This is a genomic window from Mucilaginibacter sp. 14171R-50 (genome assembly GCF_010093045.1).
GTDB lineage: Bacteria > Bacteroidota > Bacteroidia > Sphingobacteriales > Sphingobacteriaceae > Mucilaginibacter.
In genome coordinates this window covers 2667732-2687038 of sequence record NZ_CP048115.1, presented here as the reverse complement: position 1 = coordinate 2687038, position 19307 = coordinate 2667732, and the positions used below count along the sequence as shown (strand labels likewise).

8 protein-coding genes are annotated in these 19307 nt (G+C 47.1%); 2 read left to right on the top strand and 6 right to left on the bottom strand.

What is annotated here, in order from left to right; all coding sequences use genetic code 11:
* Nucleotides 1-21: 21 nt before the first annotated feature.
* The 4 genes from GWR56_RS12350 to GWR56_RS12335 form a co-directional block, all read right to left on the bottom strand.
* Nucleotides 22-3708 (bottom strand): ABC transporter permease, encoded by a 3687-nt coding sequence (locus tag GWR56_RS12350; protein WP_162431542.1) that lies wholly within the window; start codon nucleotides 3706-3708, stop codon nucleotides 22-24.
* 159 nt (nucleotides 3709-3867) lie between these two features.
* Nucleotides 3868-4605, bottom strand: coding sequence for a 4'-phosphopantetheinyl transferase superfamily protein (locus tag GWR56_RS12345; RefSeq protein ID WP_162431541.1), 738 nt, complete (start codon nucleotides 4603-4605; stop codon nucleotides 3868-3870).
* Between the two features lie 19 nt (nucleotides 4606-4624).
* Nucleotides 4625-8653: an amino acid adenylation domain-containing protein gene (locus GWR56_RS12340; RefSeq protein ID WP_162431540.1), complete on the bottom strand. Its 4029-nt coding sequence runs from the start codon at nucleotides 8651-8653 to the stop codon at nucleotides 4625-4627.
* A gap of 1 nt (nucleotide 8654) precedes the next feature.
* Nucleotides 8655-15287 (bottom strand): polyketide synthase, encoded by a 6633-nt coding sequence (locus GWR56_RS12335; RefSeq protein WP_162431539.1) that lies wholly within the window; start codon nucleotides 15285-15287, stop codon nucleotides 8655-8657.
* 393 nt (nucleotides 15288-15680) lie between these two features.
* On the opposite strand from GWR56_RS12335, the gene GWR56_RS12330 reads away from it, so the two are divergent.
* Nucleotides 15681-17813, top strand: a complete 2133-nt coding sequence (locus GWR56_RS12330; RefSeq protein WP_162431538.1) for a tetratricopeptide repeat protein — start codon at nucleotides 15681-15683, stop codon at nucleotides 17811-17813.
* 25 nt (nucleotides 17814-17838) lie between these two features.
* Here GWR56_RS12330 and GWR56_RS12325 read toward each other — a convergent pair whose 3' ends face one another.
* Together GWR56_RS12325 and GWR56_RS12320 are read right to left on the bottom strand one after the other, a co-directional pair.
* Nucleotides 17839-18135, bottom strand: a complete 297-nt coding sequence (locus GWR56_RS12325) for a hypothetical protein (RefSeq protein ID WP_162431537.1) — start codon at nucleotides 18133-18135, stop codon at nucleotides 17839-17841.
* A 57-nt stretch (nucleotides 18136-18192) separates the two neighbouring features.
* On the bottom strand, nucleotides 18193-19035 hold the full coding sequence (locus tag GWR56_RS12320) for a glycoside hydrolase family 25 protein (protein ID WP_238395227.1): 843 nt from the start codon (nucleotides 19033-19035) through the stop codon (nucleotides 18193-18195).
* 80 nt (nucleotides 19036-19115) lie between these two features.
* On the opposite strand from GWR56_RS12320, the gene GWR56_RS12315 reads away from it, so the two are divergent.
* Entirely contained in the window at nucleotides 19116-19280 is a 165-nt protein-coding gene (locus tag GWR56_RS12315; protein WP_162431535.1) for a hypothetical protein, read from the top strand.
* Nucleotides 19281-19307 lie beyond the last annotated feature (27 nt).

The window sequence follows — 19307 nt, the reverse complement described above, 5'->3', positions numbered from 1 at the left end:
GGATCGAGCTGCCGGCAAAAACTATTCGCTCCGCAAGCTCTTCACCGGGTTGGCTAAGGCTGCTTTTATGGCCTGGAAACTGATGGTTACAAGCGCTATGATTATTGCACCGAGTCCGCCAACAGCAAATAGCCACCAGCTGATATGAATGCGATAAACGTAATCCTGCAGCCACTGGTGCATGTAATACCAGGCAATGGGTGCTGCCACGGTGAAAGCAATTGAAATGAGTATAATAAACTCTTTCGAAAACAAATAAACAATGCTGCCGGCAGAGGCGCCCAGTACCTTGCGGATGCCAACTTCTTTTACCCGCTGCACCGCCATAAATGATGCTAAACCATACAAACCCAAACAGCTAAGGCATATTGCTATAGCCGCAAAAATTTTATACAAAGCTGCCAATTGGTTTTCCTGCTTGTAAAAGCTCGCAATTTTATCGTCCAGGAACTGGTAATCATAAACATAATCAGGAAATGTTTGCTCCCATACTTTTTTTACCGACTGCATGGTGGACGAAATATTTGCTGTTGAAAGCTTTATTGCTGCCTGGCGGTACATGGTAATGTTTGTTGCGATAAGTAATGGTGCCAGGTTATTGCGTAAAGAGCGGTCGTTGAAATCCTTTACCACGCCAACAACCGGGCATTTTATCACGTCGCCCCAAATACTTACTTCTTTGTTCAATATATCTTCGGGGCTTTTTAACCCCAAACTTTTTACAAACGCTTCGTTCACCAGGAATTCCCTCGTCATATCCGAATGCTGCAAGTTTCTACCGGCTACCAGCTGCAATTTATAAGTAGGTACATAATTTTCATCGGCGAATTTCACAATGGCCTCGAAGTCCTCTTTTTTTATCGAATGGTTAAATTTAAGGGTAGTAAACCTGTTGTTATCATCTTCAACCGGCGTGTTCGAGCTGAAGCTTACTGCCTTTACGCCCCTTACCTGCAACAGCTGCTGCGTTAAATAACCCGCGAGCCGGCTGCCCGTACTATCCGGGCGGAAAGGGACATTTACGATTGCGTCCTTATCAAAGCCCAATGGCTGGTGCATAAAATAGTCCATTTGCTTAACAATGATAAGCGTGCCGATAATGAGCGCCTGTGCAACTACAAAATGAAACACCACCAGTCCTCTGCGTAGGGATATTCCGGCAGGGGTAGCAACCGTTAGCTTACTTTTTAGCGCTTTAACAGGGTTGAAACGCGATAGGACTATAGAAGGATAAAACCCCGCAAGAGCGGTTACAACAACTGTTACCCCGAACAGAAATAAAATAATCATTGGATTGCCGAGTATATTGAACGACAGCGAAAGCTCTAAAAGCCTGCTTACATAAGGTAATGCAAGCATAGTGACTACCGTCGCAAACAATACTGCACCCGCGACTATCAAAAATGTTTCGATGATGAACTGGAACTGCAACTGGGATTTACTGCTGCCTAAAACTTTTCTTACCCCAACCTCTTTTGCGCGGTTAACGGCCTGTGCGGTGGAAAGATTAATAAAGTTTACGCAAGCGATGAGCAGGATAAATGCTGCTATCAGCCACAATACGTTCAGCAGTTCTTTACTGATGGTTTTATTACTATAATTACCTGTTTGCGTATCGTAGTGTACCGCGCTTAATGTTTGTAAAATATGGCTATCCTTATTGTCGGCCGGCAATACCCTCCGTGAGTACGCCTTTAGTTGCTGATCGAAATTGTCGGCAGAAATATTCGGCGGCAGTAAAACGTAGCACCCAAAATCCGCGGATGTTTGGTTCCAGTCCATTTGCTGAAACCCATACATCGAATCCCCGGTAAAATCTGTTCCGTACGCGATCACCAGTTTAAACTGAAAATCGGTATTGGCAGGGATGGTGGCCAAAATGCCGGACACCTTTAGCGATACCGGCGGCGACTGAAACAAACCGGCACCGATACTGTAAGAGCCCGTGAGCTTAATGGTTTTCCCCATCGCTGTTTTCCAGTCGCCAAAATAGGTCTCAGCGATCTCCTTTGTAAGCAACACGTTGTTTGGATCTTTTAACGAAGCATACGAGCCTGTAAGCAATGGAAAATTGAATATCTGAAAAAAAGATGGCGCTGTATAAAATACGCCGGCCGCCTCTTTAAAATTCTTTACAGGGTTTCCGTCCGCATCAAGCACTTGCAGTACATCATTATGGCTTGCATAAACTGGTGCTACCTGTTCCAGTTGCGGAAATGCCGTCTTCAATCCCGCAGGCATTGGGAAGGGAACGCTTTTGCCGTACGAAACACCGCCTGCGTCTGCAGGATGGTGTTCGGTCAATACGCGATAGGTACGATCCTTTTTAGTATGAAAATTATCAAAACTTGTTTGGTATTGTATAATGATAAATATGATGATACAAACGGTTATGCCTACGGCCAAACCGGCAATATTGATAGCCGCATAACTTTTGTTGCGTACCAGGTTGCGCCAGGCGATCTTGAAATAATTTTTAAACATATAGTTGCGCTTTAATTTGTCATCAGACCATTTTGGAATGGCTTCTGCTGACGAAACTACTGCTGCAACCCGTTCGCGACGCCCCATATTATAAAATGGGCGCTCTTTTTTAAGATCATTTTTGTATTCAACGGGGCTTTTACCAATGATCTGTTTAAAAGTGCGGTTAAAAGTGGTTTTGGAGTTGAAGCCCGATTCGAATGCGATACCGAGTAAAGTAATATGATCATAAGCAGGGTCCTGCATTTTCTGCACCACGCTTGCAACCCGATACTCATTGATAAAATCGTTAAAGCTTTTCTTAAGCACGGTATTGATGATGCGTGATAACTCATGCGGCCCTACGCCAAGCTTTTCGGCCAGCGAGCTTAAGTTTAATTCTGGGTCCTGGTAATAGCATCCCTCCTGCATTGCCTTTTTCAGCCAGGCACCTTTTCGCTTCAGTTCGGCATGCAGCGGTAGCTTTAAAAATGATGGTGTGCCATTCGGGTCCATTTCGGGCCTTAAGAAAGCAACCGCTGCTATCCAGAGGGCTACTGCGGTTAAAAGCAAATAAAAAGGATAATAAGCCTGTTTACCTAAATGGTAATCATAATACAAAAGGTCGGCTATTGTAATGGGTATCCATAAAAGCCATAACAGGCCGAAAACCTGTACCGGGTGGCGCAGCCAGCGCAACTCGTAACGGTAGCGATCGCCCCCGTTAAATTTTATCTGCCGGTAAAATTGCTCTATCTGCCTTAGCGCCAGGTAAAGGTAAATTGCAACCGAAACAAACGCCAGCATTTGCAACACCGGGTTTAGCAGCTCATAAGTCGAAGTTTGATCGACAGCCAACCCTGTTTTAATACTATCTGTAATTGCTGCCATGTGCACGCCCAGTTGCAGCAGCAAGGGGCCGAAGTGAAACGTATCCTTAAGCCGGAAATGGTATCCGTGAAGTGTTATTTTAAGCACATAAAAATAAAAAAGCGGGCCGAAGGCAAGCGATAGCTGCAGGGGCATCCATCGCCAGTATGGAAAACTCGCTTCAATAGCGGCATCTTGTCCCAGCAACCAAATCATATCTAAAACCATGACAGCGATGGCCAAACTCAAAAAACGGTTCGCTGCCCTGTTGACCCTTTTGGCTAAACCCAGCTGCAGGCTTAAAGTAAGCCCCACAAATATTACTCCGAGGAAAAGCAGGTGATAAAGGGTGATATGAAGGGTGTATGCGTTCAAATGTGGTGGTGGCCTGTCTTAAGGAAATTATTTAGCTAATATAGTAAATAGCATTTCTGGCTGACAGAATAAAACAGCGTATTGTAACAATAAAAAACATTGCTGAACCACTTAATAATGTCCCCGCAGGCGAGCACTACAATCGCCGGTGGGGACCAGTCAGATCAGTTCAGGGCCGATATCAAAAAACGAATAGGATTGTCCCGCATTCGCAACTGCTACACTGCCCGTGTAGTTGTCATGTACAGGAAAGGTATTTAGCTGCCAATTTTCGTCAGCCCCGCTCAGGCCCTTGGGCAGCGGATATTCCCCGTTTAATGAAGGCGTAACCGCCAAGTGTTCGCCAAGGCCCTGACCTGTTGCCTTAAGGATGGCTTCCTTACGCGTCCACAGGGTGAAAAAACGCGCAGGATTGCCCTGACCGATATAAGCAATTTCGTCAGGGCTAAAATTGTCGGGCAGGATGTCGTGATAGGGAAATGCGTCATCAACATACTCCACGTCGGCGCCTACCGGCAATGTAGCCACAGCCATCAAAATCCAGTCGCCCGAGTGCGAGAGGTTGTAATGGATAATATTACCCTCCCGGCTTACCAAATGAGGCTTCTTGTTTTCGCCCAATACAAATTGCAGTCCTGCAGGCGGCCTGTTTAAATAGCTGCCCAATAATATCCGTTGCACACCCCTGCTGATTATAAACCTATATGTATCTTTTTGTTGTTTATACCTGCCTGCACGCAAGCTTTCGTCGGTGTTAAGCAGGGCCTTAAATTCCTCTATCCGTTTTTGGGCTTTGCTGATGCTGATACGCCAGATATGCACTTCCCCGCCAGTAAGCTCCGGCTTACCTTGCTGCCAGTTCACATCAGGTAAATAACGGTTGATGATATTGCCCATTTTAAGATTGATGTGGCTATTAATTGATCTTATTTAAGCAATCCTGCAATATCTTAGCAAATATCTTATCGTTTGGCTCTTTAAATATGGTATTGTGCTCGCCCGGTACCTTGTGGATGTTCACCCCCTTTAACGCATATGGTTTCCAGCCCATATATTCGTAATCATCCAAATAGAACGACCTTTCTTCCGCGCGGAACAACTCTATCGAGATATCATAAGGTTGTATCTTATAATGCTTCTGCGCAATGTTGTTCATCTCGTCAATTTTATTTGCGTAGCCAAAAAAACCGGTTTGTTCTTGTTTTTTGCCAAACTTTAGTTTCCATAAAAGCCGTGTAGCGCCGCGCTCAATGGCGGTTGCACGTTTTTTTAAGGTTTTGGTAAACCCATCCTTAAACGTTATCGAATGCCATGCCTTCCGGCCAAAGTAAAGGCCGCGTTTAACATATTTCACCAGCCACGGGTCGTAATACGGCGTTCGGTAGGCGTAGGTATCAAACATAGCCAGCATACGCACTTCTTTGTTAAGCGCTTCAAGTTGCCGGGCCATTTCATAAGCAATGATCCCGCCGAAAGAATACCCTGCCAGGGCGTATGGACCGTTGGGGTTATGCGCCCGTATAGCCGAGATATAATGCGCGGCTATATCTTCCATCCTGTTCAAAGGTTCGTCAACACCGTTCAAGCCTTTGGCCTGCAGGCCGTAAACCGGTTGATTGGCATCCATGTGTTTGGCAAGGGCATTAAACAACAATACGTTTAAGCCGGCGCCGTGTACAATATATATTGGAACCTTACTACCGGTAGGCTTGATAGGCACCAAGGAGTCCCAGGTGACAGACCTTCCGTCCATTTCCAGCATCAGGGATAATTTTTCAACCGTAGAGTTTTCAAACAAAATAGCCAGCGGCATGCGCTTGCCTGTTTCCTTCTCTATTTTAGCCATCACCTGTACCGCTATCAGCGAATGGCCGCCAAGTTCGAAAAAGTTATCGTATATGCCTACCTGCTCAACGCCCAAAAACTCCTTCCATATATCGGCAACCAGTTTTTCTACATTGGTACGGGGCGCAACATAATGGTTGTTTTCAGCCAGGGTCATACCCTGTGCGGCAAGGGCCTTTTTATCTACCTTGCCATTGGGTGTCATCGGCAAAGCGTCAATGACCACAAAATTGTCGGGCACCATATAATCAGGTACAGATGCCCGCAGGTTGGTGCGCCATTGCTGTATCAGCTCCGCCTCGCCTGTTTTTTGCATACCATCCTTCAAAATAATATACGCAACCAGCTTGTTCACGCCGGCGTTATCGGCACGTGCAATTACTACGGCCTGTTTTATGGCGGCTTCTTTGGCCAGATTAAACTCTATCTCACCTGTCTCTATGCGGTACCCGCGAATTTTCACTTGTGCATCTATTCGCGAAAGGTAAACCAGATCGCCCTCAGGTGTAAACGTGCCTAAATCACCTGTGCGATACATTTTGCCGCCGGTGTAGGCAGCGAAAGGGTCGGCAATAAATTTTTCGGAAGTCAGTTCCGGTTGGTTAAGGTAGCCCAGTGCAACACCCTCGCCCCCAATATAAATCTCGCCGGCGGCACCCGGCATAAGCGGCTTTTGAAACTTATCTAAAATATACACCGAAGTGTTATCAATAGGTTTACCTATACTTACCGCTCGGTCTGTATGCTTAATTTCCTTCAGGGTAGACCAAATGGTGGTTTCGGTAGGGCCGTAAACATTCCACAGCGACGAGGCCCGGCCCAAAATGCGTTCTGCCAGATCGATAGGCAATGCCTCGCCGCCGCATATTACTTTTATTTTCTCTGTGCCCCAGCCTGCCTCCAGCATCATGCGCCAGGTATATGGCGTAGCCTGCATCACGGTTATTTTTTCTTTACGGATGATATCCAGCAATGCACCACCGTCCTTTACTTCGGCCGCACCGGCCAGTACTGTCTGCGCGCCGGTTATCAGCGGCAGCCAAAGCTCCAGCGCGGCAATATCAAAGCTGATAGTGGTAACCGCCAGCAGTTTATCCGCAGTTGTAAGCCCCGGCTGTTTCTGCATGCTATACAAAAAGTTAACCACGTTGTGGTGCTTTATTTGTACGCCTTTAGGCTGCCCTGTTGAGCCGGATGTATACAAAATATAGATCAGGTCGTTTCCATTTACACTTACCTCAGGGTCGGCAGTTGTGTAATTTTCAAGGCCCGGCCAGATATCGTCAATGATGATTTCTTTTGCGGTGGATGTATACTGGCCTTTGTATGCTTCAGAAGTAAGCAACACCACCGCGGCCGAATCTTTCAGCATATAGCTGATACGGTTTACGGGGAAGGCCGGGTCGAGCGGGATGTAGGTTGCCCCTGCCTTTATAATGGCCAGCAATGACACAACCAGTTCCACTGATCTGTCCAGCGATATAGCCACTTTATCGCCCGGTTTTACATCGTTTTCTATCAGCATGGCCGCAAGCTGGTTAGCTTTTTGGTTTAGCTGCGTGTAAGTTAAGGCTTCGTTTTTAAATTTCAGTGCAATGCTGTCGGGGTATTTAACGGCTGTTTCACTGATGATTTGATGCAGCGGCTTTTCCTTAGGATAATCAACCTTTGTGTCATTCCACTTATTTAACTGCTGTAGTATCTTATCAGCGTTTATCGCGGCGATCTTGCCGATAGGCGTGTCCGGCGCTTTGACCACCTCACGCCATAAATGATCAAATTCATCCATGAACTGGCTGATGGTAGCCGGCCCGAAAAGCTGCGTATTGTATGACCACTCCAGCGTGAGTGTCCCCTTGTGATCCGTTATGTTGAGGAAGATCTCGAAGGTTTCATATTCGCGCGGGTTATTGATGTAGCGGTGCTTCAGGTTATGGAAACTTATCCCTTCGTCCATGCCGATATCAATATTGAAAACAACCGGCACCAACGGCACGCGTGTTGGATCGCGGGGGATATTTAATTTTTTAAGGAGACTGCCAAAGGTGTACTGCTGATGATCGTACGCGTCAAGCACCTCGTTTTTACGTGTTTTTAGATAATTTATAAAAGATTGATCGCCTTTTGGGAAGCTGCGTAAGGGCAACAGGTTAACGCAATGCCCAACCAGCCCAAAATTGCCTGTAGCGGATTGCCCCGCGGCCGGCAAACCAATAATGATCTCGTCCTGCCCGGTCAGCCGGTGCAAAAACACCTCGAACGATGCCAGCACCGTTGTTACAAAGCTTACGCCCGCTTTCCGGGCCAGTAATTTCAGGTCGGTTACCAAAGCAGCATCCAGACTAAAATCGGCGCGGTTACTTTTGTAGGTGCGCGGCGCCGGCCGGGGGTTATCGACAGGTATATCCAGGAGGTGATCGCTGCCTTTAAACTGGTCTATCCAGTATTTTTCGGTCGCCTGGTGTTGTGCGCTGCGCGATGCCGCTATCTCTTCTACCGCGTATTGGCTAAATTGTGGCGCAGCAGGCAGGTTTGGCCGGCAACCCTGGGCGAAGGCAGAGTACAGCTTACTCAGATCCTGCATAATAATCCCTACTGACCATCCGTCGCATACGATGTGGTGCATCAGCAGTACTACGCGTTGTTCGTGTTGGCTTAATTTTAAAATGGCGGCTTTATAAAGCGGCCCGTGTATCAGATCAAGCGGGGTAATAGCCAGTTGCCGGTTATAATTTTTGATGAACAGCTTGTTCTGCTCATCGTCCTGCAGCGACAGGTCATGATAATCAACCTTTATCGCAGGGTTGTTATACACAATCATGTTTGCGCCATCGGCACTAAAAACGGTTCTCAAAGCCTCGTGCCGGTCTGACAGGGCCTGCAATGCCTGCATCATGGCCTCTTTATCAAAAGCGCCGGTGAGTACGATGGAGGCAGAATCGTTATAGGCACAGTTGGCATCGTTGCCGCCAATAAGGCACGACGTCCATATCTCTGTCTGCGGCTCGGTAGCGGGTGCAACCCGCAATATTTCCGGCCCTGCAAAAGGGTCAAATTCTTCAGCGCTTAACTGTGATGGATATGTAGAAGTCTGGTTCAAATTACGCGTCTTTCAGGTTTATTTGTTTATATCCGCCTAAATTATCATCCTTTAAAAACCAGGCAGGATTACCATTCCTGTCGCGTCCCAGCCTTGCACCCGGTACAGGCGGCTCGTTGGCATTGGTTACCGCCGCAGTAGCGGGTGCAGCTAAAGGTACTACCGGCGGTGCCACGGTTTGCACTTCAAAAAATCCGGCTTGGGTCATTTCTTCAACGCTTTCGCCAAATTTGGCTATTATGGTATCAACGTCTTCTTCGGTATGCGCATCGGTCATAAAACATGGGAAGCCATCTAATATGTGAATACCCTTTAAACGCATCAGGGTAAACAGCAATTCACTGTAAGGGATATCCTCTATGAATTTCAACCTCCATAACGAACCATAGCCCACAACTGTTAACGGGATATTATGCTTTTTGCAGAAGGCGTCCATACCATCTTTTAACCTTGTTGCAAGGGCAGTAAGCTTCTCCTGCAAGGCGGGGCCGCGGTCTTTCATGTATTGCAAAGATGCCTTTGCTGCCGCGAGGGCAAGCGGATGCCTTACAAACGTACCCGCAAAATAGGTTACCCCTGCTTCGGGCACCGAGTCGTCTCCAAATTCCCAGTAACCGCCATCCAGCGCATCCATATACTCTTTTATCCCGCAGATGGCGCCTACCGGCATGCCGCCACCAATTACTTTGCCATAAGTACCAATATCGGCCTTTAGGCCAAACAGCGCCTGCGCACCACCGGGGTGGAAACGAAATCCGCTGATCACCTCATCAAATACCAACGCTATTTTAGAATCGGCGGTAAGGGTCCTTAATTCTTTAAGAAATTCCACTGGTTGAAACTCAGGCCTGCGGCTTTGTACAGCTTCTACCAGTACCGCGGCAATTTCCGCGGCACGCTCTTTTATAATTTTCAGCGATTCAACCGAACCGTAGTCCAGTATCAGCATATTCTGTACATTCTCGGGCAATATGCCCGATGCAGCCGGAACAGTTTTTAATTTTTTTGTACCGCGAACGATCACCTCGTCCATAATACCATGGTATGAGCCACTAAACGCCACGATAAGTGATCTGCCGGTCACCGTACGTGCTATACGCATAGCGCCAAGTACCGCTTCGGACCCCGTATTACACAAAGCGGAGCGATCAAAGCTGGTGAACTCGCACATCAATTTGCAAACCTCGCCTGCCAGTTCGTGCTGCGGACCAATCTCGTAACCCAACTCCAGCTGGGCCTGTATGGCTTCCTTCAAAACATCGGGCTGATAGCCCAGCATGTTAGAACCAAAACCGTTCAGCGCATCGATATATTCATTGCCGTCAACATCCCAAAGCCGGCTGCCTTTTGAGCGGTTAACGATGATGGGGTAAACCACCTCTTTGGTAAGCGGCCTGAAACCGCTCACCACCCGCGGATCGGCCATGTAGGCACGATGCTGCTGGGTTTGTTCCTTGCTTCTTTTGGTTTTTTCGTTATATTTTTTGATTAGCTCAGCCAGGAAAGCCATTTGCTTATCATCCAGTTCCTGTACTTTCCGCTCGATGCGGGCGGTAGCGCCAAATGGCTTTTTTATCTCTGCCATTTCTTCCGGCGTGATGTCCGGTTCTTGCTGCGATAACGTGCCGTTACTCATATTTATGGGCGGCGGCGGTAGCACTACCTGCGTAACTTTTACTTCACCACCTTGCAAATGTGCTATCTGGTTTGCCAGGAATTGCAGCTGCTGCGATATATTGTTTAATGTTGCATTACTGCTGCTATTTGCCACAAACGGCATGTTTAACGCTGGGGCCGGGCGTTGTACCTGTTGCGGCTCAAATTGCCCGGCAGGCAGGTTCTTATCCAGAAAGTCGGCCAGCAGGTTTATAGAATTGTATTCCTCAAACAACTTCCTGAAGGTAATGGTAACGTTAAAGGTTTTTTTAAGGTTGGTAGCGATCTGCGTTAATAACAAGGAATCGAAACCAATCTCGGGGAAGCTCAGATCTGCGGATGCGTTACCAATCTCGATACCGGATGCATCTTCAAAAATTTCCTGCAGCTTACCTGCCAGCAAATCTTTTCTCATTATATTGTTTGGTATAATATTTTCATTTGGAATGGCTTGAGGTGTATCGGGTGATATCTCTTCCGGCTGGTAATTTACCGTTACGGGCGGGGTAAACAATACCGGATCAACCCAATACTTTTTATGATCGAACGCGTAACCCGGCAACCTTAACTTGTTAAGCGGTCCTTTGTAAAACGCCTTCCAATCGGGCGCTACACCGTTTAGCCATAACTGCCCTAATGCCCTGATCAAGGACCCGTATTCGGAAACTCCGTCGCTGCCATCAATCCCCGGCACTGTTGCAACCGGGTTATCGGCGGTTTGCTGCGCGGTTAAAGTAGCCAGCGTGCGGCCGGGGCCAACTTCCAGGTACAGGCGGCCCTTATCTTCAGTCAGGGTGTCAATAGCATCCGCAAAGCGCACGGTCTTGCGCAGGTGCTGCGCCCAGTACGAGGGGCTGATAGCTTCAGCTGCACTTAGCCATTTGCCTGTTGCTGTTGATACCATTGGCTTGACCGGTGCATTGATTTTTACCGACCTCACTATTTCTTCAAACGGGGCCACAATGTCATCCATCATAGCCGAGTGAAAAGCATGGCTGGTTTGCAATAACCTACCGGGAATGCCTTTTTCCTCGAGTACTTTGGCGAAAGCCGCAACGGCATCTTTCTCGCCCGCCACTACCGATAGCTTATTGCTGTTTATGACGGCTATGGACAGATTACCGGGTAATATTTTTTCCAATTCGCCGGCGCTGATGCGTACCGAAAGCATATCGCCTTCGGCAACTTCGCTCACCAACGTGGCGCGTTCGGTTATCAGCTTCAGGGCATCAGGCAGGCTAAAGATACCTGCAAAATGCGCGGCTACAAACTCGCCTATGCTGTGGCCGGTAAAAACCGATGGTATTATCCCCCAACTCATCCAAAGTTTAGCCAGAGCGTATGAAGTGATAAATATCGCCGGCTGGGTGAAAAACGTATTTTTTAGCTTGTCATTGGCTTCCGCGGATGCATCGGCATAAATTACTTCAAGGATATTTTCATGAGCGGTATCTTTCAATATAGCCACGCATTCATTTATGGCATCGGTAAAAACAGGCTCATGCGCATATAATTCGCGACCCATATTCAGGTACTGCGCGCCCTGTCCGGGGAACATGAATACTATCTCGGCAGCATTTTCTGTTAATGTTTTAGAGTTGGATGGGTCGCGTTTAAATTTAGTGAGCTTATCCAGCAGGTCGGCCCTGTCGGTCGCTAAAATGAAATTGCGTTCTTTAAAATCGACACGTGTGCTATGCAAACTGCTGGCGATATCTTCTACTTGTACCCCCTCATTATCCTGTAGATAATAATACAGCCTGTCCGCCCATTTACTGGCGCTGGTAGCCGTTTTAGCCGACCAACTGATCAACGATACCGGGCGGCTTTTACCGAATGTCTGCACCGGTTTAACATACTCCTCCAGCACGGTATGTACGTTGGTACCACCCACACCGAATGAACTTACTCCTGCCCTGCGTTTACCCTCGCTTTCCCAGTTGGTAAGCCTGGTATTCACAAAAAACGGACTATCCGCAAAATCGATATTTGGGTTGGGTTTGGTGTAGTGTAATGATGCCGGTATTTGCTTGTGGAACAGCGCCAATGTGGTTTTTATAAAGCCGGCTACACCTGCTGCGGCAACCGTGTGCCCCATATTACTTTTGATAGAGCCAATGGCGCAGTATTGTTTTTTATCCTGCGCTCCAAAGGCCAGGTTAAGTCCTTCGATCTCTATAGGGTCGCCTAACATGGTAGCGGTACCGTGTGCTTCAACATAGGTGATGGTTGCAGGGTCTACCCCCGCATCGGCAATAGCCATGGCAATAGCGCCTGCCTGGCCAACAGCGCTTGGCGCGGTAAAGCTGCCCTTGTCGCCTCCGTCGTTGTTGAGCCCTATGCCTTTAAGCACCGCGTAAATGGTATCGCCATCGCGCTCCGCCTCTTCCAGACTTTTCAAAACCACAACACCCGCGCCATCGCTAAACACGGTACCATCGCTATCCGCATCAAACGATCGGCAATGCCCGTCGGCGCTTAGCATGGTGCCTTGCTGGTACAAATGCCCGCTTTTAACCGGTGAACTGATAGACGCGCCTCCTGCCAGCGCTACATTGCATTGCCCGTTGCGGATGCTGTCGGCAGCCTGCGCTATGGCCAGCAGCGATGTGGAACAGGCAGCGTGCACACTTACCGCCGGGCCGTTCAGGTCAAGCTCGTAAGCGGTGCGCGTGGCTATGTAATCTTTCTCATTTATAGTGGAAGTAAGAAAACTGCCCACGCCTTCAATTTTTAGCGTGTTCGAGATTACGTTATTGATATAATAAGTATTGTTGCCCGTACCCGCGAAAACACCAACCAAACCAGCATATTTTACAGGCAGGTGACCGCTGGTTTCCAGTGCTTCAAATGCCAGTTCCAAAAACACGCGGTGCTGGGGGTCCATCAGTTCGGCTACCTTGGGGTTGATACCAAAAAACGCGGCATCGAACCCCTCGGAGTTCTCTACAATCCCACGTGCTTTTACATAGTTGGGCGCAGTTTTTACTCCATACGGAATATACGGATCAAGCTCATCGTCAGTAAAAAATGATATGGTTTCGCGCCCTTCGGCCAGTACGTCCCAAAGTTCATAAATATTGTTTGCCCCCGGCAACCTGGCCGCCATGCCTATCACGGCTATTTCTTTATTGCTTTTATCTTTTCTGGGTTTAGCAGCAAGTTTAGCAACCACCTTGTTTCCTTCTAAAAAGGCCGCAATGCCGTTTACCGTGGGATATTGGTAAAGCTTGGTTATGGGCAGCGTATAATTATGTTGCTTTTTTAACGCTGCAACGGTTTTAAGCGCCAGGATGGAGTTACCCCCCAATTCAAAAAAATTATCATAGATGCCCACCTTGTCCACCTGCAATAGTTCGGCCCAAAGGGTGGCAATATGCTTTTCGGCAGTGGTAACAGGGACTTTATACAAAACAGACAGCTCGGGGCGTTGCGTGTCCGGTGCAGGCAGGGCGTTGCGGTCTATCTTGCCGCTGGTTGTTTTGGCAAAGCCGTCTACCCAAACAAATGCCGAGGGCATCATATAATCGGGCAGTTGTTGTTCTATACTATAGCGCAGAAAGGCGATATCCTTTTTTATGCCCGATGATACCAGGTAAGCCACCAAACGCTTTTGCCCTGGCACATCCTCGCGGGCAACCACCACAGCTTGCTGTACGCCTTCCAGTTGGCTCAGCAACACTTCTATCTCTCCAACTTCTACCCTGTTACCCCGTATCTTTACTTGCGTATCGCGCCGGCCAAGGTATTCTATGTTACCGTCGGGCAGGTAACGGCCTAAGTCTCCGCTGCGATAAATGCGGGTGGGTTTGCCTTGGGCATCCGTCCAATCTATAAATTTTTCTTCTGTAAGGTTGGGGCGGTTCAGGTAGCCATAAGCCAAGCTTATACCGCTTATGCCAAGTTCGCCCGCTTCGCCGTCCGCAACTTCCTTCAGTTGCTCATCCAGCACGTGTATGGATACGTTATCCATAGGTTTGCCAACGGTGGGCAGCAACGGCCAGTTATCGGCAGGGCCTTCCATTTTAAGGGCGGTGCTGCACACGCTGGCCTCGGTAGGGCCATACATGTTGTAAAACACGCAGCCCGGCAGCGCCTCAAAGAAACGCAAAACCTGCGGCGTTATTTTTAATTGTTCACCCGCGCTGATCACTTCCTTTAACGATTGCGGAAAGTGCTGTTCGGCATCGGCAGCCTCTGTAAAATATTGCAGGGCCACAAAAGGCATATTTATGCGGTTGACCTGCTGTTCATCTATATATTTTAAAAGTTTTGAGGGGTCTATACGTGTGGCATCGTCAACCAAAACCAGCGTACCGCCTATACATAGGGTACAAAAGATCTCCATTACCGATGCATCAAATATCAGCGGAGAAAATTGCATTGTTTTATGCCCTACCCCTAAATATGGCGAAATGCGCTTGTGCCAGTTTATCAGATTTACAACGCCCGCATGGCCTACGCAAACTCCTTTAGGCTTGCCTGTTGAACCCGATGTGTAAATGATATAAGCAACCTTAGTTTTGGCGCCGTTAATTAACCCGGCACCCGCGGTTATAGCCTCGTCAGAAACAATTACGTTTTTTGCGAACCCGCTAAAAACCGTTTTATCTATTCCGGGTGCAATAATGGTGTCGATACCGCAGTCGGCCACCATATCCTGCAGCCTTTCGGCAGGGAAGGTTGGGTCTAACGGAAGATAGGCTTTGCCTGCTTTTAAAACAGCCAGCAGGCTAATGATGGTTTCGATAGACCGGGTTGCGCTTACCCCGATGATAAGCGATGCAGGCGACACCTTATTGATAACATCAGCCAGTTTGCCGGCCTTGCTGTTTAGTTCATTATAGCTTATTTTATCAACGCCAAACTGCACGGCAGTTACCGCAGGAGTTTGCAGGGCCTGCTGCTCAAACAAATGATGAATAAACACATCATCCGTAAAAATATCAGTGTACTTGTTATCGGTAAGAATATTCATTAACCTAAGTAAGTGGGCTAACGTGCCGGTATAAACCGCAGGTTACTTTAGCGCTGTTTAAATCGGGATTAAGATATAAAAATTTAAACTTAGGTACTTGCAGGGTGAGCAAAAAAATTCATTCAATTTTCATTAAATCAAAGTTTAAAATTTAATTATCCGCCCTGCCGGCATAACTTTAAATTAAGCAAATTCTTTAAAAGCAATTTACCCTGAAACCAATCTTCGTACGGGGTGGTTAAGACCGCTCGCACATACCTTTTACCAGCGGCTAATGCGGGCATCAATAGTAAAATAAGTTTAAAATGGGCCGGACAATAGTTATATTTACCTACAGAAAATAACGCCGCGCGTTGCAGCCTTGTTTACCTGCCTTATTTAATTTACACCCCTATGTTAAACCCCATTTGGAGCATAAAACGGTTCATCAATCCATATTTACTGGTATTTCTATTCGCCTTTGATCCCTGCTTTGCCCAAATTACTAAAGTAAATGAACTACTACCCCGGCTTAAGCAAACCATGCCCGATACGGCAAGGCTGAGCCTGCTTAAACAGTTGTCTACCGCATACTCATCTGTCGACCCTGAAAAAAAGTTCTATTACGCCAACGTTTATAAGGCCCTTGCCCAAAAGCTGAATAATCATGAAGCCGTTGCCGACTCCTACGTGCAAATGGGCATATCCTATGGCATCCGCAGCAAAATAGACAGCGCGCTTTTTTACTTCAATTTAGGGTATAACCACGCCAAAAAATATGGTTTTGAATTAACAGCCGGCAGGGCCCTGGCTAATATAGGCTTTGCTTACAACAGGCTTGATGATAACCGCGAAGCCATTACCAACTACTTCCAGGCGCTGGCTATTTATAAAAAGATAGGCTATGAGTTAGGCGCCAACCAGTGCTACACTAACATTGGCGCTATTTACTATGATATGGATAAAAATGAAATAGCACGCAGCTATTTTAATCAGGCGTTGGCCGGTTACACCAAAAGTAAAAATGATATGGGTATTGCCAGTGCCTTGTACTCGGTAGGGAACTGTTACCTCGCCGACCACCAGGATGAACAGGCTATTGAATATTATAACCGAAGCCTGGCCATACGCCAAAAGCTGGGCGACCTGAACGGCATTGGCCTGGCCCGCATGGGTTTAGGCAGGGCATATACCCATCAAAAAAAATATGCTGCCGCCTTAACAAGTTTAGATAGCGCCCTGAAAAATATGCGCACCCTGGGCGATAAATATGTTGAAGCAAATGTGCTTAACTCAATTGCCGATGTTTACAACGATAGTAAAGATTACGCTAAGGCGATTGAATACGGCACACAGGCTTTAAACATAAGCCGCGCCATAAAGGCCAAAGGTGTGGGCAACGAATCGATGGATAAGTTGGTTACCGCGTATAAAAATAAAGGCGACCTTAAAAATGCGTTTTATTACCAAACCCAATATCTGCTATCAAAAGACAGCATGCAGGAAGAAAAAATGTTGAAAGACATCACCCTGATTGAAATGAACAGGGTAAGAAGCGAAAACGCGGGTTTGGAAAAGGACAACCAGGATATTGCCGCAAAAAACTCTGATTACCTGGACAAGATCAACAAATACAGTACGGTAATTATTGCCACCTCAATTGTACTGGCGTCGGCTATTTTACTTTTGGGGGTTTTATACCGCCGCAACCAAACAAAGCAGGCTACTAATAAACTGCTGGTAAAGCAGAAAGAAGAAATTGCAGCGATCAATAACGAACTGGCCATGCTCAACGAGGAGATCAACGCCCAGATGGAGTTGTCGACGGCGCAAAACATCGAGCTGGAACGACTGAACGATGTAAAAAACAAGTTTTTTTCCATCGTATCACATGATCTGCGGAGTCCGTTAAGCACGTTGCAAACCCTGCTGGCAGTTTATCGCGAAGGCGATATGGACGAAAAAGAACTTGGGGACCTGCTGGTAAAACTGGAAGATACCATACTAAGTACGGGCACTTTTTTAGATAACCTGCTGGAGTGGTCAAAAAATCAGTTAGAGGGTATGAAAATAAACCCTGTTGATATTGACATCAAGAGCATCATTGATGAAAACATCCATTTGTTTGAAACCAAAATAGGTTTAAAAAACCTGCAGGTGAGCAACGCGGCCAAAGCAGATACCATGGCTTTTGCCGATCAGGACATGATAAACCTGGTGATACGTAACCTGCTGTCAAACAGTATAAAATTTTGCAAGGCTAGCGACTCCATAGTTTTTAACGCCGAAGTAAATGGCAATCGTACCATTATATCAATAAGCGACACCGGCCCGGGCATAAGCCGCGACGAGGCCGATAAATTATTTAGCCTCGAACATACACTTAGTACCGGCACACAGGGCGAAAAGGGCAACCACTTGGGGCTGATACTTTGCAAGGATATGATAACCCAGAACAAGGGGAATATATGGTTTAAAACTGAACCCGGTAAGGGCACCACTTTTTGGTTCGACCTGCCTAACCGGAAAAATAACACAAAAGCATAAGGACCTTAAGCTGTATCCTGCACGATTAAAAATTACTCCGCGCCCTGCTGCGGCCTTCTTCAATAAAAGCTTTGATCTGTTTCACATCGCTTTTTGAGAAGCCATGTGCCTGTACCTTGTTACCGTTATGGTAAAACCTGATGGTGGAGTAGCCAATTAAGGGAGTATCTATCTCTACAGCAGATATACTATCGTACGCTATGGTTGTAGTGTCGCCACTAAACAAGCCGGGGATTTTTATGGTGATGCCATTCTCTTCGGTTATTATCTCTGCAGGGAAGATCTTGTTCCCTTCAGACAGGCGTGATGCTACGTATTTCATTGTATGGTTTTTTTAAAGCTTAATACGGCGCAATATATGATATTAGTATACGATGCGTTATTTACTTTTTGCAATAAATCGCTCAAACGCAAGGCTGTCTCCTTTAAAAACATCAAAATCAACCTTGTGCCCAATGCCATTAACACGGCCCGTTTCAGCGTGCTGCCAAAACATCCAGTTGGTGCCGGCGCTTACATTTAGCCTGTCGCGGTTGTAATGGGCTATCCATAAAGGGTATTCATCAAAATAGCCGGCAAGGTAATCGCGGTAAAAGCTGATGCCCGTATAAATTATAGGGGTTTCGCCCGTTTTATTCTCTACAAACCGCAAAAAGTCCTTCAACTCCTTCCGCATAGCAGCGGGTGTTTTTCCGTCCAGCCGCTCAACATCTGCAACCGGTGGCAGCCCTCCCTTTTGCAGCGATGCGTTTTGTACGAAAAAACGGGCCTGCCATAAACCGCTCTTTCGCGGCCTGAAAAAATGGTACGCCCCGCAGGCAATACCGGCCTTCCTGGCCTCTTTCGAGTTACGTTTAAAATACGGGTCGGCAATTACAAGGCCTTCGGTAGCTTTGATAAACGCGAAGCGGATGCGTACGCCGTCCTCTTCCATTTCGGCTACCTTAGCCCAGTTTATCTTTCCCTGGGCATAGGATACGTCGATGCCATGCACCTGGTAATTTGACGGGATCCGGATACCGAAGCTTTTATAGGTGCGGTAATCGGTATTTTTACCGATATCTTTTATCCACCGCCAGGTATACGACGCTGTTTTAATAACGTACCCGTAGTAAAATGGAGATAATAGCAACAGTACACCGGCAAGGGCGAAATAGTATTTTAACCGGGACGGCGTTTTAGCTTTCTTTTTTCTGCGGACGTTTTTTTTCTTGACAGGCACATGCAAAAATAGCTAATTGTAAAATGCGGAACAGCAGCTTGCAGTAAAAACAATCTCATCAGCGGTAATGTTGTGTACACATGAGCAAAAAGCATCAAACTATACCCAACGAGCCCGAAGAAATGCCGGTTAAAAAAGACCGGCTGGAAATAGAGCAGCCTTTTGATCCGAAAGCCCCTGAAGTGCCTGATGAAAGCCCCGATGAGTTACCGGACGAGATGCCGCCGGACGAGGAACAGAAATAAACGTATTTGATATACTCTGCCTCGACA